Annotated in this window: 26 protein-coding genes; 5 read left to right on the forward strand and 21 right to left on the reverse strand. The window is 32.2% G+C overall.

Features of this window, described 5'->3' with window-relative positions; all coding sequences use genetic code 11:
• The 4 genes from ABD690_RS05185 to ABD690_RS05200 all read right to left on the reverse strand — a co-directional run bounded on the left by ABD690_RS05185 (nt 1) and on the right by ABD690_RS05200 (nt 4299).
• Complete coding sequence (locus ABD690_RS05185) at nt 1-453, reverse strand: sterol desaturase family protein (protein ID WP_344727921.1); 453 nt, start codon at nt 451-453, stop codon at nt 1-3.
• An 18-nt stretch (nt 454-471) separates the two neighbouring features.
• Nucleotides 472-1308 carry a phytoene/squalene synthase family protein gene (locus ABD690_RS05190; RefSeq protein WP_344727924.1) on the reverse strand — a complete coding sequence of 279 codons (837 nt, stop codon included), beginning with the start codon at nt 1306-1308 and terminating at the stop codon, nt 472-474.
• Nucleotides 1305-2774 (reverse strand): phytoene desaturase family protein, encoded by a 1470-nt coding sequence (locus tag ABD690_RS05195; protein WP_344727926.1) that lies wholly within the window; start codon nt 2772-2774, stop codon nt 1305-1307. Before ABD690_RS05195 ends, ABD690_RS05190 begins: the two co-directional genes overlap by 4 nt.
• A gap of 100 nt (nt 2775-2874) precedes the next feature.
• Complete coding sequence (locus ABD690_RS05200) at nt 2875-4299, reverse strand: fasciclin domain-containing protein (protein WP_344727931.1); 1425 nt, start codon at nt 4297-4299, stop codon at nt 2875-2877.
• A 150-nt stretch (nt 4300-4449) separates the two neighbouring features.
• Here ABD690_RS05200 and ABD690_RS05205 point away from each other — a divergent pair, with 150 nt between their 5' ends.
• The gene (locus ABD690_RS05205) at nt 4450-5325 is read left to right on the forward strand and encodes a MerR family transcriptional regulator (protein ID WP_344727935.1); all 876 of its coding nucleotides are present in this window, start codon (nt 4450-4452) and stop codon (nt 5323-5325) included.
• Nucleotides 5326-5538: 213 nt separating this feature from the next.
• Here ABD690_RS05205 and ABD690_RS05210 read toward each other — a convergent pair whose 3' ends face one another.
• Complete coding sequence (locus tag ABD690_RS05210; RefSeq protein ID WP_344727939.1) at nt 5539-7053, reverse strand: GH3 auxin-responsive promoter family protein; 1515 nt, start codon at nt 7051-7053, stop codon at nt 5539-5541.
• A 41-nt stretch (nt 7054-7094) separates the two neighbouring features.
• On the opposite strand from ABD690_RS05210, the gene ABD690_RS05215 reads away from it, so the two are divergent.
• Nucleotides 7095-7889, forward strand: a complete 795-nt coding sequence (locus tag ABD690_RS05215) for a DUF2797 domain-containing protein (protein ID WP_344727946.1) — start codon at nt 7095-7097, stop codon at nt 7887-7889.
• On the opposite strand, the gene ABD690_RS05220 is transcribed toward ABD690_RS05215, so the two are convergent.
• The 9 genes from ABD690_RS05220 to ABD690_RS05260 all read right to left on the reverse strand — a co-directional run bounded on the left by ABD690_RS05220 (nt 7886) and on the right by ABD690_RS05260 (nt 17807).
• Nucleotides 7886-8959 carry an alanine racemase gene (locus ABD690_RS05220; RefSeq protein WP_344727948.1) on the reverse strand — a complete coding sequence of 358 codons (1074 nt, stop codon included), beginning with the start codon at nt 8957-8959 and terminating at the stop codon, nt 7886-7888. The two genes, ABD690_RS05215 and ABD690_RS05220, sit on opposite strands and share 4 nt — an antisense overlap.
• Before the next feature lie 5 nt (nt 8960-8964).
• Entirely contained in the window at nt 8965-10110 is a 1146-nt protein-coding gene (gene alr / locus ABD690_RS05225) for an alanine racemase (RefSeq protein WP_344727950.1), read from the reverse strand.
• Entirely contained in the window at nt 10103-11236 is a 1134-nt protein-coding gene (locus ABD690_RS05230; protein ID WP_344727952.1) for an amidohydrolase, read from the reverse strand. The genes alr and ABD690_RS05230 overlap by 8 nt, the downstream gene beginning before the upstream one ends.
• Before the next feature lie 10 nt (nt 11237-11246).
• Nucleotides 11247-12533, reverse strand: a complete 1287-nt coding sequence (locus tag ABD690_RS05235; RefSeq protein WP_344727954.1) for a sodium:solute symporter family protein — start codon at nt 12531-12533, stop codon at nt 11247-11249.
• A gap of 121 nt (nt 12534-12654) precedes the next feature.
• On the reverse strand, nt 12655-13098 hold the full coding sequence (locus ABD690_RS05240) for a GNAT family N-acetyltransferase (protein ID WP_344727958.1): 444 nt from the start codon (nt 13096-13098) through the stop codon (nt 12655-12657).
• Between the two features lie 3 nt (nt 13099-13101).
• Complete coding sequence (gene rpsU / locus ABD690_RS05245; RefSeq protein WP_344727960.1) at nt 13102-13296, reverse strand: 30S ribosomal protein S21; 195 nt, start codon at nt 13294-13296, stop codon at nt 13102-13104.
• Nucleotides 13297-13329: 33 nt separating this feature from the next.
• Nucleotides 13330-14193, reverse strand: a complete 864-nt coding sequence (locus ABD690_RS05250; RefSeq protein ID WP_344727963.1) for a sigma-70 family RNA polymerase sigma factor — start codon at nt 14191-14193, stop codon at nt 13330-13332.
• Nucleotides 14194-14366: 173 nt separating this feature from the next.
• Nucleotides 14367-17018, reverse strand: a complete 2652-nt coding sequence (locus ABD690_RS05255) for an AsmA family protein (protein ID WP_344727965.1) — start codon at nt 17016-17018, stop codon at nt 14367-14369.
• A gap of 84 nt (nt 17019-17102) precedes the next feature.
• Nucleotides 17103-17807, reverse strand: coding sequence for a queuosine precursor transporter (locus ABD690_RS05260; RefSeq protein ID WP_344727967.1), 705 nt, complete (start codon nt 17805-17807; stop codon nt 17103-17105).
• 71 nt (nt 17808-17878) lie between these two features.
• Here ABD690_RS05260 and folK point away from each other — a divergent pair, with 71 nt between their 5' ends.
• Both folK and ABD690_RS05270 read left to right on the forward strand, forming a co-directional pair.
• Entirely contained in the window at nt 17879-19012 is a 1134-nt protein-coding gene (gene folK / locus ABD690_RS05265; protein WP_344727969.1) for a 2-amino-4-hydroxy-6-hydroxymethyldihydropteridine diphosphokinase, read from the forward strand.
• Complete coding sequence (locus ABD690_RS05270) at nt 19002-19490, forward strand: GyrI-like domain-containing protein (RefSeq protein ID WP_344727972.1); 489 nt, start codon at nt 19002-19004, stop codon at nt 19488-19490. The genes folK and ABD690_RS05270 overlap by 11 nt, the downstream gene beginning before the upstream one ends.
• Nucleotides 19491-19516: 26 nt before the next feature.
• Here the strand turns inward: ABD690_RS05270 and ABD690_RS05275 are convergent, their stop codons facing one another.
• Nucleotides 19517-20392, reverse strand: coding sequence for a helix-turn-helix domain-containing protein (locus tag ABD690_RS05275; RefSeq protein ID WP_344727976.1), 876 nt, complete (start codon nt 20390-20392; stop codon nt 19517-19519).
• A 92-nt stretch (nt 20393-20484) separates the two neighbouring features.
• Here ABD690_RS05275 and ABD690_RS05280 point away from each other — a divergent pair, with 92 nt between their 5' ends.
• Entirely contained in the window at nt 20485-20841 is a 357-nt protein-coding gene (locus tag ABD690_RS05280; RefSeq protein ID WP_344727981.1) for a DUF983 domain-containing protein, read from the forward strand.
• A 47-nt stretch (nt 20842-20888) separates the two neighbouring features.
• Here the strand turns inward: ABD690_RS05280 and arsB are convergent, their stop codons facing one another.
• The 6 genes from arsB to ABD690_RS05310 all read right to left on the reverse strand — a co-directional run bounded on the left by arsB (nt 20889) and on the right by ABD690_RS05310 (nt 24713).
• The gene (gene arsB / locus ABD690_RS05285; protein WP_344727986.1) at nt 20889-21944 is read right to left on the reverse strand and encodes an ACR3 family arsenite efflux transporter; all 1056 of its coding nucleotides are present in this window, start codon (nt 21942-21944) and stop codon (nt 20889-20891) included.
• A 2-nt stretch (nt 21945-21946) separates the two neighbouring features.
• Complete coding sequence (locus ABD690_RS05290; protein ID WP_344727990.1) at nt 21947-22579, reverse strand: arsenate-mycothiol transferase ArsC; 633 nt, start codon at nt 22577-22579, stop codon at nt 21947-21949.
• A gap of 13 nt (nt 22580-22592) precedes the next feature.
• Nucleotides 22593-23063, reverse strand: coding sequence for a DUF6428 family protein (locus tag ABD690_RS05295; RefSeq protein WP_344727994.1), 471 nt, complete (start codon nt 23061-23063; stop codon nt 22593-22595).
• Between the two features lie 60 nt (nt 23064-23123).
• The gene (locus ABD690_RS05300) at nt 23124-23453 is read right to left on the reverse strand and encodes an ArsR/SmtB family transcription factor (protein ID WP_344727999.1); all 330 of its coding nucleotides are present in this window, start codon (nt 23451-23453) and stop codon (nt 23124-23126) included.
• Nucleotides 23454-23526: 73 nt separating this feature from the next.
• Nucleotides 23527-24183 (reverse strand): class I SAM-dependent methyltransferase, encoded by a 657-nt coding sequence (locus ABD690_RS05305; RefSeq protein WP_344728002.1) that lies wholly within the window; start codon nt 24181-24183, stop codon nt 23527-23529.
• A complete protein-coding gene (locus ABD690_RS05310) occupies nt 24183-24713 on the reverse strand; it encodes an RNA methyltransferase (RefSeq protein WP_344728005.1) in 531 nt (176 codons plus the stop codon). Before ABD690_RS05310 ends, ABD690_RS05305 begins: the two co-directional genes overlap by 1 nt.
• Nucleotides 24714-24760: the final 47 nt, after the last annotated feature.

Raw genomic sequence — 24760 nt, forward strand, 5'->3', positions numbered from 1 at the left:
CTATTTTTTATGATGTTTTTTAGGGACATATAGTAATCCAAAACATTCTCCTTTTTCTTTGCCAAGGTGTTTGTGGTGTACTTTGTGAGCTTTTCGAAGTCCTATAAGGTATTTGTTTTTTGTTTTTTTAAACCATTTAAAACGCTGATGAATAAGTACATCGTGGATTAAAAAATAAGTAACTCCGTAGAAAAAAATACCTAATCCAATAAAAAACAAAAAGTTTAAACTAGGCACAGCACCAAAATAGAATAGTAGAATACTAGGAGTTGCAAATATGATAAAGAAAGCATCATTTTTTTCAAAAACATGCGGATACTTTGGTTGATGATGGTCCTTATGTAAATACCATAAAAAGCCATGCATAATATACTTGTGTGTAAGCCAAGTTATGGCTTCCATTAATAAAAATGTAGCAAGAGTTACAATACTGTATAATAAAATAGTTACCATATTATTAGAGCGTGTGTATTATAAAACATTTAGCTTATATCTTATGTAAGACTTTGTGAAAATTAAAAATTTTAAAGTGTTAGAAACTCTAATGCGTCCTTTTAGGATTTTTTCAGAATCAGCTTTTTTAAGTTTTTTAAGAAGTTTTAAATAATATCTGTAAGCTATATAAACTCCAAATCTGCTTTCTAATGGTAGTTTTACTATGCCAGAATAAGCCTCAATCAAATCTGTGTTTATATCAGCGATTATTTCTTCTTTAGTAAGGCTATTTAGTGTTTTGTTAGATAAGTTAGGAAAATAAGAGCGGCCTAATTGTTCTATGTCATCTTTAATGTCTCTTAAAAAATTTATTTTTTGAAAAGCAGATCCAAGATGTTTTGCAGCGTGTTTTAGCTCGTTAAATTTTGTTTCGTCATTATTAACAAAAACACGTAAACACATTAATCCTACCACATCAGCAGATCCATATATGTAGTTTTCATAAGCCTCTCTAGTTGTATAATCTGTTATAAATAAATCAGATTCCATACGCTTGAGAAAATCATCTGCATATGTATGTAAATTGTAATTATGAACTACTTCTTGAAAAGCGTTTATAATTGGGTTTAGACTTATTTTTCTATCTAAAGCTTTTTTGTAATCGTTCACAAAATCTTTGAATAAGTCTTCCTGATTGTAAGCGTTGAAAGAGTCTACAATTTCGTCAGCGTATCTAACAAAACCATAAATAGCATATATATGCGGTCTCACTGATGGCGCAAAAAGTTTTATGCCCAATGAAAATGATGTGCTGTAAGTGTTTGTAACTATTTTACTGCACTTTAAGCTTGAGGTATCAAATAGCTGTTTCATTTTTTATGATATTTTATTATTAAATCACTTACTATTTTTCCGGATATTAATGATGGAGGAACACCTGGGCCAGGAACAGTAAGCTGACCACAGAAGTAAAGATTATCTACTTTTTTGCTTTTTAGTTTTGGTCTTAAAACATGCGTTTGAGAAAGTGTATTTGCTAATCCGTAAGCATTTCCTTTGTAGGAGTTGTAATCTTCTTTAAAATTGCTAACGCAGTATGATTCTTTAAAAAGAATATCCGCTTTTACAGATTCTCCAGTAATTTTCTCAACACGCTCTATAAGTTGATTAAAATAAGTTTCTCTAATAGCTGGTGTATCTTCAATATCTGGAGCAATTGGTATTAAAAAAATACCTGTTTCTTTTCCTGTGGGAGCAGAACTGTTATCTGTTATACTTGGAAAACTAGCATAGAACAATGGCTTTTTGGGCCATTTTTTTGTGTTGTAAATTGTTTTGGCGTGGGTTTCAAAATCTGTATCAAAAAATAAAGTATGATGTGATACATTTTTTAGTTTTTTATTAAACCCAACATAAAACATTAATGCAGATGGCGCAAAGGTTTTTTTGTTCCAGTAAGTTTCAGAGTATTGTCTTAATTTTTGGGGAAGTAATGTTTCTGTATGATGATAATCTGCACCGCTTAATACGATATCGCATGGAAAAAATCCAGTTTTTGTTAATACTCCAGAGGCTCTTTTATTGGTGATTTTAATTTTCTCTACATCACTATTAGTAATAATTTTTACACCAAGACTTTGAGCAAGTGTGGTAATGCCTTTTACAACCTCATACATACCGCCTTCAGGATGCCAAGTGCCAAGTTTTAAGTCGGCATAATTCATGAAATTATAAAACGAAGGCGTATTGCTAGGTTTGGCTCCTAAAAACAATACAGGAAACTCTAGTATCTTTTGAAGTTTCTTGTTTTTAACATAGCCAGATACTTGTTTTTTAATTGTAAGTATAAACTCATGAAGTTTTAAAATGGTTTTAGAGTTTATAATCTCAAAAACATGCTGTCCTGGCTTGTAAACTAGGTTTTTAATCGCAATGTTATAATTGTTTTGAGCTTTAAATATAAATTTTTCAAGTTTTTTACCGCTTCCTTTTTCTACATTTTCAAAGGTGTCTTTTATATTTTCAAAATTATCAGAGATGCTTATTGAGTCATTTTTTCCGTAGTAAATTTTATAAGCAGGATTGAGTTTTGTTAGATTGTAATAATTTTTTGTTGAGGAATTAAAGTCTCCAAAAAATTGTTCAAACACATCAGGCATCCAATAAAATGTTGGACCCATATCAAAAGTGAATCCGTCTTTTTTTAGTTGTCTAGCACGACCACCAACGGTTTTGTTTTTTTCTAAAACAGTAACATCAAATCCCTGTTTTGCCAAATAACATGATGCGGCAAGTGATGAAAACCCAGAACCTATTATGATTATTTTTTTTGTAGCCATTGTTTGTTTAAGTAAACCGATAACCTGAAGATTACCGGTTTACTATCTATTAATTAAAACTCACCATCTTTCTTTTTCATAATGTCTTTAAGATCTCATATTACAGGTTTGGAATCATAACTTTGTTTATAACATGTATAACACCATTACCAGCTTGAACATCTACAGCAATAATTCCTACATCTGAACTACCAGAACCATCTGTAATATTTGCAATATTATCTCCGCTACCTGGTAGCGTAATAGTTATATTGTCGCTTTGCAGGGTTTGTGCAGTAGTGTTTCCTGGATTATTTAAATTTGATGAGGTTACATTGGCGCCTCCTATTACATGGTGTAAAAGCACTTGTGTAAGTGCGCTTTCTTCAGGGATTGAAGCTAAATCATCAAAGGCATCATTTGTTGGAGCAAATACGGTAAAGTCCGGATTTATACCATCAGAATTTCCGCCTTCCGTTCTAGATAAAATAGATACAAAGTCCGTATTAGGCGTTAAATCTGTTAAAGCTGTGACAAGTGTTGAAAAGTTTGGATCTGCAGCAGCAAACGTTACAACCGTTGGAATATCAATTACAGCGTCTACAGCATGGATAATGCCGTTAGTGCCAACAATATCTGCAGACATTACAGTAGATGTACCATTAAATGTAACGCCATCGCTTGTGTTGTAATATAAACTCAAAGCATTGCTGTTTGCTGCTGTTGCCGCTGTATTTGTGTATCCAGAACCAGCATCAATCAATATGTTTGATGTAATGGCAGAGCCAGCAACAACATGATTTAATAATATTTGAGAAAGTGTTGCTGTATCAACATCTTCAAGAGGTGTTCCATCTAGAAAGGTGTTAAATGCATTGTTGTCTGGAGCTAGAACAGTAAAAGGACCACTGCCTTGCAGTACAGTTACTAAATCACCATCTGCTGCTCCCAAGGCAGCAACTAAACTAGAAAAGTTTGAATTAGCAACAGTCAAATCTACAATGTCTGGCAAGCCTAAAACAGCATCAATAATGTGTATAGTACCATTGCTAGCATCTACATCAGCAGTAGTTACATTGGCAATACCATTAAAAGTTACACCATTTTCAGTGTTGAAATAAATACTGATGTTTTGGTTATTAGCTCCTGTGGCACTTCCTGATGCGTAGCCTGAACCTGATATTGTTAAATCAGTTGATTTAACATCAGCCATAATTACATGGTTTAGTAGTATTTGCGATAATACATCTGTAGGTACATCGTCAAGTGAATTGAAGCCATTGTCACTTAAAAAGTTGTTAAAAGCAGTATTTGTAGGTGCAAGTACTGTGAAAGGTCCGTTGCCATTAAGCACGTTCACTAAATTTCCGTCAGCTCTTGTAAGTGCAGAAACTAATACAGACAATTCAGGTGTGTCTGATGCAATACTGACTATGCTTTGTTCGGAGTTTACAGATTGTGGGACTGTGAAATCATCATCATTACTACAAGAACTTAATAGTAATGACAGATTTACTAGGACGAGATAAAAGAATTTTGTTTTCATTTTGTCTATATTTTTTCTGTTTAACTTGGACAAATATACAAACAAAAATCAATTTGTCTACATAAAAATTAAAAAAGTTAGACAAAAATAATTTTGCGTTGATTGTTTCTTGTGCTTTTTTGTTTAACTTTGTCTTGTAAAAAATTAGACATGAGTACGTATTCAATGGCACAAATCGTGGCTTTAACTGGTATTAAAGCTCATACTTTACGTAAATGGGAAACGCGATATACGTTTCTTACGCCTGAAAGAACAGATACCAATATTAGATACTATACAGATGAGCAGTTAAAGCGGTTATTAAATATTGGTATTCTAACCCGAAATGGTTTTAGAATATCCAAAATTGATAAAATGAGCGATGCTGAAATTAACGACGTGATTGCTGAAAAGCTTTTAAATGGTTCTCAAGAAGATGATGTTAGTATTTTAATAATTTGTACATTGAAGATGGATGAAGTTGCTTTTGAGAAAAACTTAAATACTCAAATAGCTAAAAAAGGCTTACTCAATGTAACAACTCAAATTATTTATCCATTTTTAGCACAAATAGGTATTCTTTGGGGAATTAGTAAAGTTATACCGGCACAAGAGCATTTTATTTCTAATCTCATCAAGAAAAAAATGTTTTCTTCAATAAGTGCTTTACCGTATCCTAAAGAAGATGCACCAGTAATAGTTATGTTTTTAACTGAAAATGAGCAACATGAAATAGGTTTACTGCTTGCATATTTTTTAGCAATGCAAATAGGTTGGAAAGTTTATTATTTAGGGCAAAATGTTCCTACAGAAAACATAAAACAAGTAGTAGATTTTGTGAGCCCTAAAGCTTTGCTAACAATGTTTATAACACCAAATCAAGACTCTATCAAGTCAAGAATAGAAGCGATTTTAAGTCAAATAAGTGTTCCGTTGTTGGTGTCTGGAAATCCTGAAATTTTAGATGATTATATTAATGACAATCGTATTAACTTTCTGTCTCACCCAGATGTGTTGATCAACACATTAGCTGATTACAATAAATAACAAAAGCCACTCTTTTGGGGAGTGGCTGATATTTTAATGGATGTTAATTAATACGTTAACACTATGTGTTATTATGTTTTAACAGGAATTAATAGCGGTGTAAAACTATTTATTTATTTGTAAGAAAAAAATTACCAAGCTTTGTTTTAGATAAACCTAATAGAATACTCGTTAACTGAAATTTAACAGCTATTTTATCCGTTAAAAGGTAACTTAAGAATTGAGTTTTAAAAGATCATCTAGGTAATCTCGTGTATTAGAAAGTCTAGGTACTTTATGTTGACCACCAAGCTTGTTGTTTTGTTTTAACCAATCGTAAAATAAACCTTGTCTGCCAATATGTATTTTAGGTTTATTAAGCGTCATGTTGTTAAGACGTTTTGCTTCGTAATCTGAATTTAAAGCTTTTAAAGCGTTGTCTAATAATTCATTAAAATAGTCGATGTTTTGTGGTGCTGTTTTAAACTCTATCAACCATTCATGAGCGCCTTTTTCTTTTCCAGACATAAAAATTGGTGCGGCAGTATAATCAACTATTTCAGATTTAGTTTTTTTACACACTTTTTTTAAAGCATCTTCAGCATTCTCAATAATTAACTCTTCGCCAAACGCATTAATATGATGCTTTGTGCGTCCAGAGACTTTTATACGATACGGACTTATTGAGGTAAAACGTACAGTGTCTCCAATTTTATAGCGCCATAATCCAGCATTTGTGGTAATAATAACGGCGTAGTTTTTATCTTTTTCAACTTGACTTAAAGGAATCACTTTTTCATTTTTAGTTCCGTAAGTGTCCATTGGTATAAATTCATAAAAAATACCGTAATCTAGCATTAACAAGAGTTCACTAGATTTATTTAAATCTTGAATGGCAAAAAAGCCTTCAGAGGCATTGTAAATTTCGTAATACCTAAAATTGTTATCTGGTAATATGCTTTTATATTGATCTTTGTAAGGAACAAAACTTACGCCACCATGAAAATAGACTTCTAAATTTGGCCAAATATCAAAAAGATTTTTTTTACCTGTGGTTTCTAATACATTGTTAAGCAACACAAGCATCCATGACGGAACACCAGCTAAACTAGTAACGTTTTCGTTTATGGTTTCATCTACAATGGCTTGCATTTTTTCTTCCCAATTGCTCATTAAAGAAACCTTACTGCTTGGCGTACTACTAAATTCTGCCCAAAAAGGCATATTGTCAATTAAAATAGCTGATAAATCGCCAAATACGGTACCGTTTTCTTTGTATAATTCTTTGCTGCCCCCAAGTCTTAAACTTTTTCCTGTGAATAGTTGAGAAGCTTCATTATTGTTTAAATACATACAAAGCAAATCTTTGCTAGCTGCGTAGTGACAATCTTCAAGAGAGTCTTCACTTACTGGTATAAACTTACTTTTAGCACTTGTTGTGCCACTAGATTTAGCAAACCATCTAATAGGTTCTGGCCAAAAAATATTGTTTTCACCTTTACGAGAACGTTCTATATTGTCTTGGTAATCTTCATAAGTAGAAATAGGAATGCGTTCGGCAAAAGTTTTGTAATCACTTATTGATTGAAAATCATACTGTTTGCCTATTTCAGTGTCTTTTGCTTTGTTTAAAAGATGCGAAAGCAATTCTTGCTGAACTTCATTAGGGTATTTTAAAAATAACTCAATTTGATGAAATCGTTTTTTTAAAAACCAGGAAGCAATAGAATTTACTATAGGAATTGGCATATTTGCATTATATTTAAGTTTTAAAAATAATACTTTTTTTTATGACCTACCAAGGTGTTCTAACAAAAATGGAGAGTGAATATTCAGAGCCAATTCAATATTATTTGGTGTTTGATAATGACTTTTTAACCATGAATCAGTTGCTAAATTCTACTATAACGATTCAATTTGTTAAATATCAATGTTTAAACTGCGGTTTAGATAAGCCTATTTATAGGCAAGGGTTTTGTAAAAGTTGTTTTTTTGATATTCCGCAAGCTGCTGATTGGATTATGCGTCCAGAATTAAGTACAGCACATTTAGGCAAAGAAGATCGAGATCTGGCTTACGAGAAAAAAGTACAATTACAGCCACATATTGTATACTTGGCAAACTCTAGTAATGTAAAAGTTGGAGTAACTAGAAAAAGCCAGGTGCCAACACGTTGGATAGATCAGGGAGCTCATGAAGCTATTGAAATTGTTGAGGTGCCAAATCGCTACCTGGCAGGCATTACAGAAGTTGCCTTAAAAGATCATGTTAGTGATAAAACAAATTGGCGAACTATGTTGAAAAATGAAATTCAAGATGAAGATTTGGTAACTTGGCGAGAACGCTTAAAACAATATATTCCTGACGAAGCCAAAGCGTATTTTATAGCATCAAATAAAGAAACAGAATTGCAATTCCCTGTTATAAAATATCCTACAAAGCCAAAAAGTTTAAATCTTAAAAAAACACCAAATTACACAGGTAAGTTGGTTGGTGTAAAAGGGCAATATCTCATTTTTGAAGATGATACCGTTTTTAATGTAAGAGCTAATGAAGGTTTGGTAGTAGCAATTACTATAAATTAAATAAATCGTTTTTCAATATATTCTGAATTCATAACGCGTAATGCACCCATGTAATCGGTTCTAAAAGTAATAATGTCGCCTACTTTGTAGTCTTTTTTTGCATTTGTAATATCAATTACTAGCATATCAGAGCTTGCACCAACAAAGTTTAACGAGCTATCAAGTGGTTTTAAAAAATCTACTTTAGAAATATCTAGTAAACCAATATCTAATATGGCGCGTTTTTGAATATCAGTGAATTTAGTTTCGTCAACTTCAAACATATCTCCTGATGGATTTTTTTCTAAATTTCCATAAGGAACACTTGGTTTTTCAGTGATTTCAATTACTTCAGAATGAAGTGTGAAAATATCGTCTTTCATTCCGGGTATGGTTTCGTTTGTAAATAAATCACTACCAAAAAATAGGGTTTCACCAACTCTGAAATGATTAATTCCTTGTGGTACAATGCCTTTAAGGAGAAGTGGTACCATAACCGATGATCCTCCAGAAACGCCATCAATTTTTTGGTCAAATTTTGCTTCAATCAGTTGTTCGTATAAGCATAGTTGTATAAGCTTGTCTTTACTAGGCATAACACCACTTAAACAATTTAAGTTTGTGCCTATACCAGCTACTTTAATGTTTGGTAATTGAAAAATCTTTTTATAAAAATCCATTAAATGATCTCCCATAATACCTTCGCGAAGGTCGCCTAGTTCAATCATGATAATGACTCGGTGAATTTTATTTTGCTTTTTTGCTTCTTCTGAAAGCCATTTTATTGTTGTGTATTCAGTGTTGAAGCTTACATCTGCATATTTTATAATGTTTTTAATGCTTCGTTTGGCGGGAGGTTTTATGTAAATTGTTTCTATTCCAGGTTTTAACTTTTTTATCGTTTTTAGGTTAGATAACCTGGCATCACAAACTTGTTCGTCACCTAGAGATAAAATAAATTCAATATATTTTTCGTTACCGCAAAGCATTTTTAATACCGGAGCCCAAGACATGTCGTTCTTGCTGAACAGTTTTTGTAAATAACGGTAATTGTGTGTAAGTGACGCTTTGTTTAATGTAAAAAATGCCATAGTGTTTATTTTATAGTTCTAGGAATGTCTTTATCTATTCTAGATAGAACTTCGTAATTAAGTTGATCTGTAATGTTACCAAAAGAGGAAACAGTGATTTCTAAAGCATTATTGCTTCCTATAAGAATTACTTCATCTTTAATAGTTATGTTTTCGTTGGTTGTGATATCAATTAACAGCATATTCATGTTGACAATTCCAATGACACTAAGTCTGGAATTTTTAATGATAACACGACCTTGATTACTCAAGCTTCTACTATAACCATAGCTGTAACCTACCGGGATAGAGGCAATTGTCATATTTGTTTCAGCGAGATAAGAATTTCCGTAACCAATATATTCGCCTTTAGAAACGTGTTTTATGTCCATAACATAAGATTTCCAAGAAAGAATAGGTGTTAAAGGATCGTTGGTTAGTTTCTTTTTTGTGAGATGAGAAATAAATGTTTCACGACTTGGCCATAACCCATATTGTAAAATACCAATGCGTACCATATCAAAATTATCTTTAGGATATACCAATATGGCTGCGCTACAAGAACTGTGAATGCGTTCTGGCTTGATATCTTGACTCTTAAAGTATTTAATGCTTTTTTTGAATGCTTGTCGTTGCTGTTTAATACGCATATAATTGCTAATGCTTTCTGAACCTGCATAATGCGTGCAAATCCCTTTTACATTGATGTGCGTCTTATTTTTATTGATAAGTTCAGCGAGCTCATTCCAGTTTTCTTTATTAAAACCAGTGCGATTCATACCGGTTTCAATTTCTAAATGAATGTTTATTGGTTTTTGTTTTTTTACAGCAATTTTAAGCATGTTTTCTATTCTGTGTAAGTTGAAAACATAAAATTCAATTTCGTTATCAATAACCCATTCTGCATCTTCATCATTAATATCGCCCATTATCATAATCGTAAAATTGCCTTTTGCACTATTGTAAACCTGCTGTGCTTCTAATGAGTTGAATACAGAAAAATGGTTTATACCAATTTCTTGTAGAGCAGGAACCATGATGTTAATTCCATGTCCGTAGGCATTTCCTTTTAAAACAGATGATATAACAACGTTATCATCAATAAGAGATGTGATGTGTTTTATATTGTTTGCTAATGCATTTTTATTTATTTCAATGAATGAGCTAGGCATAAATAAGTTTTAAAATTGTGTGAAACATTGTAACGCCATATGATGTGATGTCGTCAGGAAAATCATAGTCAGGATTATGCAAGGCTGGTGTTTCTGTTCCAGCACCTAAACCAAACATAGCGCCCTTATAATGTTGTGTAAATAAACCAAAATCTTCACCCCATTTAAAAGGGTGTTCTTTATTTATAAATTCGAAATGATTGCTTTTAGCTGCACTTTCAATAATGTCAAAGGCGTCTTGGTTATTTCTATTTGCTGAAAATTCCTGAAACCAATCAATTTCAAAGTTTAAGTTGTGTATTGAGCATACTTCTTGAGTTAAGTTCTTTATAGCTTGTTTTAAAATTTCTAATTGTTTGGGAGTCCATGTTCTGATAGTAAAATGAAGCTCGCCTTCTCCAGCAGAAATACCGTAATCTTTAGAGCCTAAACATGCATAAACTGTAGCTATCGTTGAAAAATCTTCTTTTGACTGATTAGGGTTTGCCAGCATCTTTATTTTGTAAATGAGCTCGTGTAAAGCTAAATCTGGATTGATGCCATGTTCTGGTTCAGCTGCATGAGATGTTTTACCTTTTAGTGTTATAGCCAAGCTTACTACAGAAGGCGTAAATGTATCCGGTTTGCAAATAATAGTGCCTTTTTTATAACTAGGTACATTATGTAACGCAAATACAAAATCAGGTTTTAAGTTTGTGAATTTTGTTTCTTGTAATATAGCTTTAGCGCCTTGTCCAGTTTCTTCAGCTGGTTGAAATAGTAAAACAACGCTTCCTTTTTTTAACGGATTTTTTTGAAGTGCTTGAGCCAAACCAATAAGTATGGTGCTATGACCATCATGACCACATTTATGAGAAACATGACTTGTTTTAGAAGCATGTGGAAATGTGTTGGTTTCTTGAATAGGAAGTGCGTCTAGCTCTGCTCGAAAAACAATGGTTTTACCCTTTTTGTTGCTGTCAAAAATAGCAATGACTCCAAAACCAGCAAGGTTTGTTATAATTTTAGAAGGATTGTATTTTTTAAGCTCACTAGCAATAGTTTTTGCAGTGTTTTTTTCGCTTCCAGAAAGTTCAGGTTGCTTATGAAGGTTTTGTCTAAATAGCTTTAAATAGTCTGTTTCCACAAGAATGGTGTTATTTTTTCACGATTAAATAAGTAACTAATGAGATAGAAATACCAATCAATATAGGATCAAATCCGTAAGGAATTTGAACTTCTAAAAAGGTAATGATTAATGTTGAAAATCCACCAAAAAGCATGGCTAATAATGCCGCTAAAGGTTTTTTGTTTTTTGAGTAAAGCATTCCAAGAACAGGGACTAATAAACCAGAAACCATAAATGAATAGGATAGAAGCATGAGATCTAAAACGCTAGTCATGGCTGTGGCAATTAAAATGGCAACAAATCCAACGATAAAAGTAATTACTTGAGATATTTTTATCGTTTTAGGGTTTTTGTCATTAAGTCCTAAAATATCTGTTGTAAAGTTTCCAGAAGCGGCAAGCAAACAGCTATCTGCTGTAGACATTATGGCTGAAAAGTAAGCAGACATCATTAATCCCATTAGTCCAACAGGTAATATGTTTTTTAATAATAGAGGTAGCCCTATTTCTGGATCTAAATTAGCGGCTGTTAAAAAACCATCAGTAGCAAACATGCCTTGTTCAACAGCAACTCTAGATAAAAGTCCAAGCGCAACTCCCATAAAAGCCATAATTGGGTATTCAAAAATACCTGCTATATACCAGGCTTTTTTTGCTGTTTTTTCATTTTTACAAGCGTAAATTCTTTGATATAATGTCATACCAACAAACCAAATAGGAATGATTGTAATGGCCCAATTGAGCATTTGTATCCATGTGATGTTATCTAATCTGAAAAATTCATTAGGCAAAACTTTTAAAATTCCATCAAGACCGCCTAAAGCATAAAAAGAAACAGGAATACCAATGAAAATTAAACCAGACATTAATATTATCCACTGAAAAGTGTCTGTGTAAATAACAGCTTTAATACCTCCAAAAACTGTGTATAGCATAGCAACAGTTCCCATAATAATTAAAGCATTTGTTAAGCTTAACTCTGGAAATGTGCCAACGGCAAGTTTTGCACCTGCTAAAAGTTGAGATGAGGTAAAGCCTAAATATCCTATGAAAGATATAATACCAGCAACAAGTGCTACTTTTTTATCATAGTTTCGTTTTAAAAGCTCGGGAAAGGTTAGTAAATTAAATTTATGCCCTTCATTTATCACTTTTGGGATTAAGAGAACAGCACTAATCCAAGCGCCTATTAAACCAGTAAGTAGCATCCAGGAGCCTGAAAGTCCCATTACAAAACCTAAACCTCCAAGGCCTATAGAGAAACCACCGCCAACATCGGTAGCAACTACAGAAAGCCCGATGTGCCAGCTTTTCATGCTGTTGCCGCCTACATAATAATCTTTTGCACTTTTGTTTTTTTGTAATAATAAAAGCCTATTGCTAATACAATAATCATGTATATAGCAAATACAGCAATATCAATAGGGTGCATAATACTTATTTTTTAAGTCTCATTTCAAGGTACTTGTTCTCGAAACCTAATTTTTTGTATAAGTGTAGTGCTGGATTTTCTGGTTCTACGTGAAGTGCGATATCTCCTTTTGTTAACTCTATCGCTTTTTGCATTAATTGTTTACCGATGCCTTTTCCTCTTGCGTTACTGTGTACGGCAATGTAAACTAAAATGTTTTCTGGAATGTAACCATGCATTCCAGTTTCGTTTATAATTGTAATTCCTTGTATGCCTTCTTGATCTTTAATAACTAATACAAAACCACCATGTGCAGAAATGTTGTCTTTTACAGCGTAATCTAGACATTTTGAAATATCTGTCTTTTCATCGCCATATTCCTGCAAATGAGTATGCAGGAAGTTTATTATGGTTTCTTTTTCTGTTTGAGTTGGTTTTGTATTAGCATTATAAATTTTGAATACATTCATAAATTATATGTCTTCTTGGTCTCTTAAACTCTGAATGTAGGCCGCTTTTTGAACTTCGCGTCTACGTCTTATTGAGGGTTTTGTGAAATATTGTTTTTCTCTGATGTTTTGCATAACTTTTACGTTACGGTGTTTACGTTTGTAGCGTTTTAATGCGCGTTCAATGTTTTCTCCTTCTTTGATTTCAATTTTTAACATAAGTTGTTTTTAGTAAATGATTATTATCTAGGACTATCCTAAATAGGTTTTTAATATTTTATTTTTTGAAGTATGTCGTAGTCTACGAATACCTTTTTCTTTTATTTGTCTTACACGCTCACGAGTTAGTCCAAAAGTTTCTCCTATTTCTTCTAGGCTCATTGGCTGTTCGTTGCTAATGCCGTAATATAGTCTAATAACATCAGCTTCTCTTTGTGATAATGTGTTTAAAGCGCGATTAACTTCAACATTTAAAGAGTCGTTCATTAAATCTTTATCAGGGTTTGGAGATTCTCCAGATTTTACAACATCATATAAGCTAGAGTCTTCACCTTCTTTTAAAGGTGCATCCATGGATAAATGACGCCCTGAATTTTTCATAGACTGTTTTACATCGCTAACAGTCATATCTAGTTCTTTAGCAATTTCTTCGGCACTTGGAGGGCGTTGATGTGCTTGCTCTAAATGCGAATATGCTTTGTTTATTTTGTTTATAGAACCAATTTTATTTAATGGTAACCTAACAATTCTTGCTTGCTCTGCAAGTGCTTGTAATATAGATTGACGAATCCACCAAACGGCATAAGATATAAACTTAAAACCTCGGGTTTCATCAAAACGTTTAGCGGCTTTTACTAAACCGGCGTTTCCTTCGTTTATTAAATCAGGGAGTTTTAATCCTTGATTTTGGTATTGCTTTGCAACCGATACAACAAAACGTAAGTTTGCGGTTGTTAATCTATCTAAAGCAGCTTGATCACCTTCTCTAATACGTTGCGCTAATTCAACTTCTTCCTCTGCGGTTATTAATGGGAGCTTACTTATGTCTTGTAAATACTTGTCTAAAGATTTAGACTCTCTGTTGGTAACCTGCTTGGTGATTTTTAATTGCCTCATGTATAAAGTTTAGATTAATACTCAATATCTATCTTTATAACATAACTTTTTTTTTATAATATGCAAGAAAAAAGCGATTTCTTTGTAAAAAATCTATAATTCAATTGAAAAAAGCTGAATTTTTTAGTGATTTTTCATTAAAATAGTGATTTGACTTTTTCTTAAGGTTGTTTTTAGTTTATAGAGTCTTCTTTTTTGCTATTATTCTTTTTGTTTAATAAGCCACCAAGAACATTTTTAATACCCTGTTGTACTGCATTATTATTGTTTGTTGAATTTGTTTTAGTGGTATCTGATGTTGTTTGGTTTTGTGTTTGGGAGTTGTTGTTATTGCTTATTCCTCCCAGTAAATCTTTTATAGCGTTTGAGCCTTGATTTAAAAGTTTTTGTTTTTCTATATCAATAAGTTTTTTTGTTAAGGTAGTAACAGAAGAACTTAAGTCGGTTTTTATAGAAGGATTTGTAAATGTTCCTGTAATGTTTGCTGTAACAGGAATAGCAATTTTGTTTACTTCCGGATCGTTTATTTTACCAATAAGCCTATTTATGTCACTGCCTAAATACTTTGCAGGTACATTAAAAACAACGCCATAGTTCATAGTTTTGTTGAAATTATGAGCTCCAGAGACCTGAATGTCTATATCTTCATATTTTATGTTAAATGGTTTTATATCTACATTACCATTATTGAAGTTTAGTTTTGTTTTTAGGTCTTTTAAGTTTAGTTTATTAAAATCTACAAAGCCTAATGCGCCATTTAAAGAACTTAATAGCTTGCTGTCTTCTGTGTTAATATCAGAAGTTAATAATTCAGCAAAAGCATCACCAGAAATTGATGCTAAATCTGGAGAAAATTCTTCATCTAGATTTCCTTTTAGGTTAATTGTAGAGTTTAACTTTCCTTGTAATACTTTGGCAATTGGTGCTAATGCTTGAAGTAAGTCTAAGTCTTTAAAAGATTTTGAAATATCAAAATTATCAGCTCCCAGATTTAAATCAAAGGTTGGTGTGTCGTTTTTTGTAGAAACATTACCGTTCACAGCAAGTTGCCCATCAAATATATTAGATGTCAAATTACTTAATGTGGCTTGTTGATCTTTTATTACAAGAGTTCCTTTAACGTTTTTTAGATCTAGATTATCATAAACTACGTGTTTAGCATCGGCATAAAGCGTACAATCTAAAAAGGCTGGAATTTTTAATGACTCTTCATCCGATGAGGTTTTGTTGTTTTTTGCTTCAGCAGTATCGCTTTCAACCATAAAATCGCTAACCTTAAACATGTTTGAGTCAACATTAAAGTTTCCTTGCAGGTTTTTATCACTTAATAAGAATCCTAAAAGGTTTTTAATAGAGCCTTTTGCGTTTAAATCACTGCTTCCTGTTTTTGCTTCAAAGTGGTTTAATGAAACAGTTCCAGGGTTAAAGGTCATGTCAGCCTTTTTGATATGGATAGGGTTTACAATGTCTTCTGATGAGAAAACAAAATCTGTTACAGATACAGAACCGTCATTTTTAATACGCTCATAGGCATTGGTCTCAATAGCATTCATATCAAATGCCGTGTGAAGTTTCCCTTTTAAAATTCCGCTTAACTCTTTTTCTAATTCTATAGGGTAAGCTTTTGTAAGATTAGATAGGTTTAATACACCATCAATATTGGCGTTTACAAGCATGTTAGTTGTTAAGTTTTTAAGTGTCGCAGACGATTTGAACATGTCTTGATCTATCTTAAAGTTTAAAGTGCTAATGTTTACATAAGTGTCATCAACATTGCCTGTGTTATTTTTTATAGCAACATTTATGCTTATATCTTGAACACGTTTTGGTAAATCAGGATATTTAAAAGACGCATTATTTGATAAGACATTAATATTTAATTGAGGAATGGTTTTTTCAGAAACTAAACCTTTAACCATACCATTTATTTTAAAGTTTCCAGAAGTTTCTACGTTTTCAATATTTTTAGAATATTCTTTAGGAACTACAGCAAGAAAATCTTTGAAATCAGAACCAGGATTTTTAAATGTTATATCTACTTCTTGGCCATTGTCAAGTAGCTGCACATAGCCTTGAAATTCTAATGGTAATTGGTTTATGTAAGCTTTGTTTTCCTTAAAGGTATATTTACTATTGGTTAAATCTAAATCAATTAAGGCATCTAACTTTATATCATTGTTGCTTAAATATTCAGTGCTATCCATACTAAAACTTACTCTGGCACTTGTGCTGGTGTCTAATTCTGAAACATCACCTGAAAACGTTCCTTTTCCTGAATGGTTAAGTTCGGTTATGTAAAAGGTTGTATTTGAGCTCTCATCTAGATACGTTAGTGCGCTATTAGTAATGGCATAATCTTTAACATCTAAAGAAAATCCTTTGGTAGTGTCTTGAGGTGCTTCAGTCGTAGTTTCTTCACTTTTTTTTGCAATGTCAAAATTAGTGTCGCCAAATTTATTGGTTTTAAGTATGACTAAAGCTTCGTCAAGGTATATTTCGTTAATAACAATTGGGCCTTCACTAGCTTTTTTAAATAATTCTTTAATTGACATGTTTAAAGAAATAGATTTTGCTGTAGCTAGTTTTTCATCTTTAAAAGGTTCAAAATTAGTGATTACTAAATCGTTAACATCTACTTGGGCTTGAGGAAAGCTTTTTATGAAACTTAAATTTACATCGCTAAATTCAACATGAGCGTTTAAGTTATTATTTATAGTTTGCTTAACGATATCTTTTATTTTAGATTGAAAAACAAATGGAATTGCTAGTAGTAAAAGGAATATGATTAGTAAAGAGATTCCTATGATTTTTAAAGCTTTTTTCATGTACTTGATAAGTTTGAGGTATATACGATATAAAATAGAAGAATGGTTGCCATTAGGCAAATGTTTAATAAAACTTTAATAGTTTTATATCAAGCTTATTTCTTCATTAATTTTTAATTTAAAACGCTTCCTAAAGATGTAAACACCAAGGTATAAAAACGGTGTGTCAAGAATAGCTATAAGCACTTTAAACAAAAAACCAGCAACAAGTAAACCTGCAAATTTATCCCATTCTATAATATTGAAAGAACATAGTAACATTAAGATGGTAAAGGTATCTACAAATTGTGAGAAAAACGTTGAGAAATTGTTACGAATCCATAAATATTTTCCTTTTGTAAGTCGTTTCCAGAAATGATAAATTTGAATGTCAACAAATTGCGCAAATAAGTAAGCTAGCATACTGGCTGTTACAGCAATAGCTGTGCTGCCAAAAACGGTAGAAAAGAGTTCGTTACCAACAGGAGACCAAGTAGTTGCAGGAACCATATCAGAAACCAACACAATAAGTAACGAAAACAATGAAGCAAAAATACCAGTAACAACCACTTGGTTAGCACGTTTTTTGCCATATATTTCGCTAATCAAGTCTGTGATTAAAAACGTAATAGGATAAGGTAAGATGCCTACAGATATTTCAAATAATTTTGTACCAAAAACTTCTACTTCAAAAGGATACCAATAAAAAAACTTTTGAAAAATTAAATTAGAAACCACCAAAGAGGTTATAAATAATGCAGCTAATAATAAATAAATGCGTTGCGCTAAAAGCTTGTCTTTTAAGGTCATTTGAAATTGTGAATAAATAGGCAACGTAAATATAAGCTATTAAATTTTCTTTTAGTTATTTTGTTTTTTCCATGAATACACATCACAAAGTTTATATATCATTAGGCAGTAATAAGGGCGACCGAATAAAACACTTGCAAGATGCCATAAATCTTATTTTTAAAGAGATTGGTAAGGTTAATATTATTGCAAAAGTTTACAATACGCCAGCAATAGGTTTTGATGGAGCCGATTTTTTAAATACTTGTGCGCTTATTGAAACTGAATTACCTTCAGATGAACTTATTCAAGCCTTATTGCAAATAGAAACAAAACTAGGTAGAACGAGAAGTGATGTAAATACCTATGAATCTAGAACAATAGATTTGGATGTGCTATTTTTTGATGAAGAAATAATTCAGAATCAAGCGTTACAAGTGCCACACCCAGAGTTACAGAACAGGCGTTTTGTACTACAGCCTTTAAGCGAGATAGCAGCAAAAATAATACATCCTGTTTTTAAGAAATCTATATCTGAATTACTGCAAGAATGCCAAGATGAAAGTGTTTTAGAGCCTATTAATATTTGGCTGAAAAACCCTAGTAAACAATACAAACTTTCTAACTTTAATTACATAGCTATAGAAGGCAATATAGGTGCAGGGAAAACTAGTTTGGCAAACAAAATATCTCATGATTTTAATGCAAAATTGATTTTAGAACGTTTTGCAGACAATCCGTTTTTACCAAAGTTTTATGAAGATGCTAAACGTTATGCGTTTACGTTAGAAATGTCCTTTTTGGCAGATAGATATCAACAAATAAGCGATGATTTATCACAATTAGATTTGTTTAAAGATTTTATTGTAAGTGATTATGATATATATAAATCTTTGATTTTTTCAAAAATCACTTTACCTGATGATGAATTTAAGCTTTACCGAAAACTGTTTTATCTCATGTATAAAGATATTGCAAAACCAGAGTTGTATGTGTATTTGTATCAAAACACAGAACGTTTACAAGAAAACATAAAAAAACGTGGTCGGGATTATGAGCAAAATATAGAGAATGCTTATCTGGAAAAAATCAATGCTGGGTATTTAGACTTCTTAAAAAATAAAACAGAGCTTAACGTTAAAATAATTGATATCTCTGATAAGGATTTTGTGAAGAATCGTGAAGATTACCTTTGGATATTAAACGAAATTAGTAATGAAGTATAGTATTATTACCGTAAAAGACATATATGCTATTGGAATGAAAATGTCTGTAAACTTTCAAACCATGCATATTGAAATGGCAAAGTTAGCTCGTGCTTTTATGCCTCGTAGACATGAGATTATTAACCGAATAGGTACTCACGCTTTTTCTATTCAAGATTATAAACAACAACATTTTAAAACCATCACACCTGAATCATTATTTGATAAATGGGTTGCTGTTGAGGTTACAGACTTAAACACTGTTCCAAAAGGCATGGAATCACTTACACTAAAAGGAGGCGATTATTTAGTCATAGACTACAAAGGAACTGTTGCTGATTTTCCTAAAATTTGGCAGTTTGTCTTAAAAGAATGGTTACCAAATTCAGAATATGTCATTGATGATAGACCTCATTTTGAAAAGCTTCCAGAAACTTACAACCCACAAAACCAAATCAACGAAGAGACCGTTTGGATTCCTGTTAAAAAAGTGTCATAAGTGCCTTTCTAACTCCAGTAATAGTGTTAATCAAAATATTTTTTTCTGAAATTAAGTGGAGTCAATCCTGTTTTTGATTTAAAAAATTTTGAAAAATAAGCATAATCTGAAAAGTTTAGTGTATGCGAAATAGTTGTTAAGCTATCTTGAGAATGTACCATAAGTCTTTTTGCTTCAAGAATTGTGCGTTCAGCGATAAGTTGACTTGTAGTTTTGTTAATTGTTTTTTTTACAACTCTATTTAAATGTTTTGTGCTTATGTTTAGTTTGTCTGCATAAAATTTGGGAAATTTTTCTTCTTGAAAATGAATGTTTACCAACGTTTCCAAGCTTTCTATAATTCTTGAATAACTATTGAATTTTACTTCCTCAAAATCGGTATCAAGGATATACATTCTAGTGAGATCTATGTAAATGTGGTTTATTAAGTTGACTATTTTTAATTCTCGTAATACATTGTTTTGTAAATATTCAGAGTGTAAATTTTTAAAAAGACGCTGTAAATCTTCTGCTTTTTCTTCTGTTGTGTCAAGTACAGGAGGATTTTGATACGAATAATAAAAAGGAAACGCTTGTAATGTGTGTTCTAAAAATGCTAGCTCATAAAACTCTTGAGAATGAAAAAATATATAGCCTTCAGGTGGTGTTTCAAATTTCCAAAAATGAGTTTGTCCTGGTTTTAAAAAAAAGATTTTTCCTGGTGTTATGGTGTAGGAATTAAAATCAATCTCATGTGTTCCTGTGCCTTTAGTAAAAAGAACGCAGAGATAAAAATTATGACTATGTGGTTTGTTTATTAAATTCTTGTTGCGCTTTATGTGATTTGAAAATGTGTTAATATACACATCATTGTGATGAGAATGTTTTTTAAATTGACTAATATTTAAAATAGGGATTTTCATATATGTCTTAAAAGTACAAATAATGGCGCAAATTTTATAGTATTTACAATAAAAACAGGTCTTAATTTTGCATAAAGTAAATATGTTAGGTTATGAGTAAAGTAGTTGATGCTTTAAGTTGTAAATGTCCCAATTGTAAGCGTGGTAAGATATTCAAAAAAGGAGGTAACATTTTGATGTTTAACATACCTAAAATGAACCCAACTTGCCAGGAATGCGGCTTTAAATTTGAAAAAGAAACTGGGTTCTTCTTTGGGGCTATGTTTGTGAGTTATACGCTAGCGGCTGCTCAAATGATAGCGAGCCTTTTTCTGTTCTGGTATATGGTAGATTTATCGCCATTGAGAGTGTTTGCAGTTATTATTGTCATAGCATTATTGTTAAGCACTTTCAACTACAAACTATCAAGGTCTATTTGGATATATTTATTTTATAAAAGTAATAATTGATTTTAGTATTTAAACGTAATGTTTTGTTAGAAAAAAAAGCCTGCATATTAGTTAGATGCAAGGCTTTTTTTATAATACTTCTTTTTCAACCAAAAAGATACTTTTACAAGAAAAATTAGCGCAGGTACTTCTACCAATGGTCCAATCACACCTGCAAAAGCTTGTCCGGAATTAAGACCGAAAACAGCAATAGCAACAGCAATAGCTAATTCAAAATTATTACCAGCAGCGGTAAATGCAACAGATGTTGTTTTATCATATGCAGCGCCAGTAGCTTTGGTAACAAAAAAACCAATAATAAACATCAATGTAAAATAAACCAGCAACGGAATGGCAATAATTAATACATCCATAGGTATTTCAACAATTAATTCACCTTTTAATGAAAACATAATCACTATGGTAAATAATAATGCGATTAAAGTTAAAGGAGAAATCGTTGGGATAAATTTTTGTGTATACCAAGTTTCACCTTTTAGCTTTATTAAAATTACGCGACTTAAAATGCCTAGCAAAAATGGGATGCCTAGATAGATAGCAACACTTTCAGCAATAGTAGCAATAGAAATATCAACAATAGCACCTTCAAAACCAAAATATGGAGGTAATACAGTAATAAAAATCCATGCATAAAAACTATAAGCAAACACTTGAAAAATACTATTTAGCGCTACTAATCCAGCGCCGTATTCACTGCTTCCTTCAGCTAGATCGTTCCAAACTAAAACCATAGCAATACATCTTGCAAGTCCAATTAAAATTAAGCCTGTCATATATTCTGGATAGTCACGAAGAAAAGTGATGGCCAAGACAAACATTAATACAGGTCCAATAATCCAATTTAGGATTAATGAAATGGATAGGATTTTTGTGTTTTTAAATACTTTAGGAAGCAAACTGTAATTCACCTTTGCTAATGGCGGATACATCATCAAAATTAAACCTATTGCAATAGGAATATTTGTAGTTCCACTACTAAAAGTGTTGATTACATCTGGAAATTTTGGAAAGAAATAACCAAGGGCAACACCAAGCGCCATAGCTACAAAAATCCATAAGGTCAGGTTTCTGTCTAGAAAGCTTAATTGTTTTTTTTGTGCCATTTTTAAGCGCTTATTTGTGAGAAAACATATAGCATTTCAGATGCAATTTGTAAACTACGTTCGTTGTATTTTTCAGCTTGTTGCGGTGTGTTGTCAAAAGCTTTTGGGTCATCAAAAGTAATTGGAATACGTTTTTCTGCACCAGCAATAAACGGGCAGCCGTCATCTGCTTGAGAGCATGTCATAACAGCAGCAAATCCAGATTTAGGGTTGAATGTTGCGTCCAATTTTTTTGAAAAACCTATAATTGGATGAGCATTGTCTGAATACTTTATGCTGTAAATAGGGTTGTCTCCTTGGCTAATAGTTTCAATATTAAAACCAGAATTTTTCAGTGTTTCAGCCACCATAGGAAACAATGCGGTACTTTCAGTGCCACCGGAATAACAAACCACATGTTCTATATTAAAATGATGCGCCAAGGTTTGTGCCCATATTTGGGATAGGTGACTTCGGCGAGAGTTGTGTGTGCATATAAAGTTTATGCGTACGGCTTGTTTGTTTGAAACCTTATCTTGAATATAATCAACAAGCGGTTGTAAAATCTCTTTTCGTTCTTGTGAAATTATATTAGTGTTTAGGCTTTTAATAATCGTTTCTATCTCTAGAAATAAGGTGTCTTGTGTTGTTGTCATTTGTTTTGTTTTTTTAGCAGCAGTTACCATCTGGTGAACAACAAGGCTCATCATTTAAGCTTGCTAATTTTATTTTAGGCTTTTTTTCAGGAATGCCGCAGTTGTCTTTTGCTAAACAATCCGTTTGTTTTGTTGTAAGAAGGAAATTGGTCCCGTCAAAGTCTAAACCAAATTTTCCAATGGTCTCACCTTGGTATTCCACTTCAATATCAAGATTATTGTTGATATCTAATGTTTTTTCTGAGAGTTCTATAATATGAATCAATTTTTCAGGATGTAACCTGTGGTTGTAATCATTGGCATTCCAAAGCTGAAAGTTTACAACGTCTTCATGCCTCACAGTTCCGCCGCAATCAATAAAATGCTTGGATACTTTGCCTACTTCTGTTACGTGAAAATGACTTGGTACTAATTGTCCATTTGGTAATTGAAAAGCAATTTTATCTAATGTTTTTAAAGCTGTTTTTATATCTTTTAGTGTCATAGATGATATGTTTAATTTGTTTATTGCGATTTTACGATTAATATGAATAAATTTTTTTAACTAGCAGCAATCATTTTTAGAAAGATCTTGATCTAAAAACGCGTTCATAATACGTTTCATTTTTGCCCAGTTATCAGTGTCAATACAATAACAAACACTTGTTCCTTCAATAGTTCCTTTTATTAAACCTAATTGTTTTAGCTCTTTTAAGTGTTGTGAAATAGTGGGTTGCGCCAAACCTATTTCGTTTACCAAATCGCCGCAAACACACGTGTTTAATTCAAATAGGTACTGTAAAATAGCAACACGAGCAGGATGACCAAATACTTTTGCAAAGGTTGCGATTTCGTTTTGGCTGTCAGTAAAAATTTCGGTTTTGGCTAATCCCATAATCAGTTTATTATTATATTGCAATATTACGATGAATAAAATTAACTGCAAAACATTTTGTGTGATTTTAAGTTTATGTTGTGTAAAGTGTTGTAATAATGCGTCCCATTTTATGGGGTAAAATATGTTCGTTAAGAACTGCTTCGCTAGTTGTTTTAAAATTAAAAGGCGGTTCCTGAATAAGGACGCCGCTTTGCTGTTTTAATCTAATGCCTTGTCCAGCTATGATGTCTTTATTGGGAGTGAATTTGCTTAAGGGAATATGCTCTGTTAGAATTATGTATTTATAATGTGCAATTTTGTTTAAAATATCTTGTATTTCGGTATTGGATAGATGTTGTAAGACTTGTCGTAAAATAACGCAATCGGCAAGCGGAATATCGTCTTTAGAAATATCTAAACAATAAAACTCAATATTGTTGCTTTGATATAATTTTCTATTTCTTTCTATAAGAGGTGCAACAATATCTATCGCGTGATAATGTTTGGTAAATTGTGTTAGCTGATTTCCAATATTAAAGTCGCCACAGCCTAAATCGCTAACAGACAGTTTAGGGTTTTGGTTTTTTAAAAACGCGCTTACACTTTGTAAATAGGGTGTAACAATACTTGCTTTATGTGAACCGTCACCAGAATAAAAATCGAATTCCTTGCCGCCCCAAAAATGCTTGTCATAGATTTGCTCCATAACTGCTTTGGTAGGCCAAGGCTTTTTGCTTTTTTTAGACACTATTTCTTCATTTTGCTAAACACATCCCAAACCACAACACCACAACTTACCGAAATATTTAGAGAGTGCTTGGTGCCATATTGTGGTATTTCTAAAACCAAATCACTTTCAGAAACAACAGTTTGTTGCACACCTTTTACTTCGTTACCAAAAACAAGTGCGTAGGTAGTATTGGTTTCAGGTGCAAACTTATCAAGCATTGTGGCTTGTTCGGCTTGCTCAATAGAGGCTATTTTAACACCTTCTTGTTTTAGTTTTTTTATGAGTTCTAGAGTGTCTTCTACGTATTCCCAATTAACAGTTTCGGTACTGCCTAGTGCTGTTTTGTGTATGTCTTTATGTGGTGGTTTTGCAGTAATACCGCATAGATATATTTTTTCAATTAAAAAGGCATCACTTGTTCTAAACACTGAGCCGATGTTATTTAGGCTTCTAATGTTGTCTAATATGATGATGATAGGTGTTTTTTTTGAATCTTTAAATTCGTCAACACTCAATCGGTCTAATTCGCTGTTTTTTAATTTTCGCATGTTAATTTCTTCTGATAATTGTAAATAACTTCTGCTTTCTACGTTTT

The sequence above is a fragment of the Corallibacter vietnamensis genome, from assembly GCF_039537875.1.
Lineage (GTDB): Bacteria > Bacteroidota > Bacteroidia > Flavobacteriales > Flavobacteriaceae > Corallibacter > Corallibacter vietnamensis.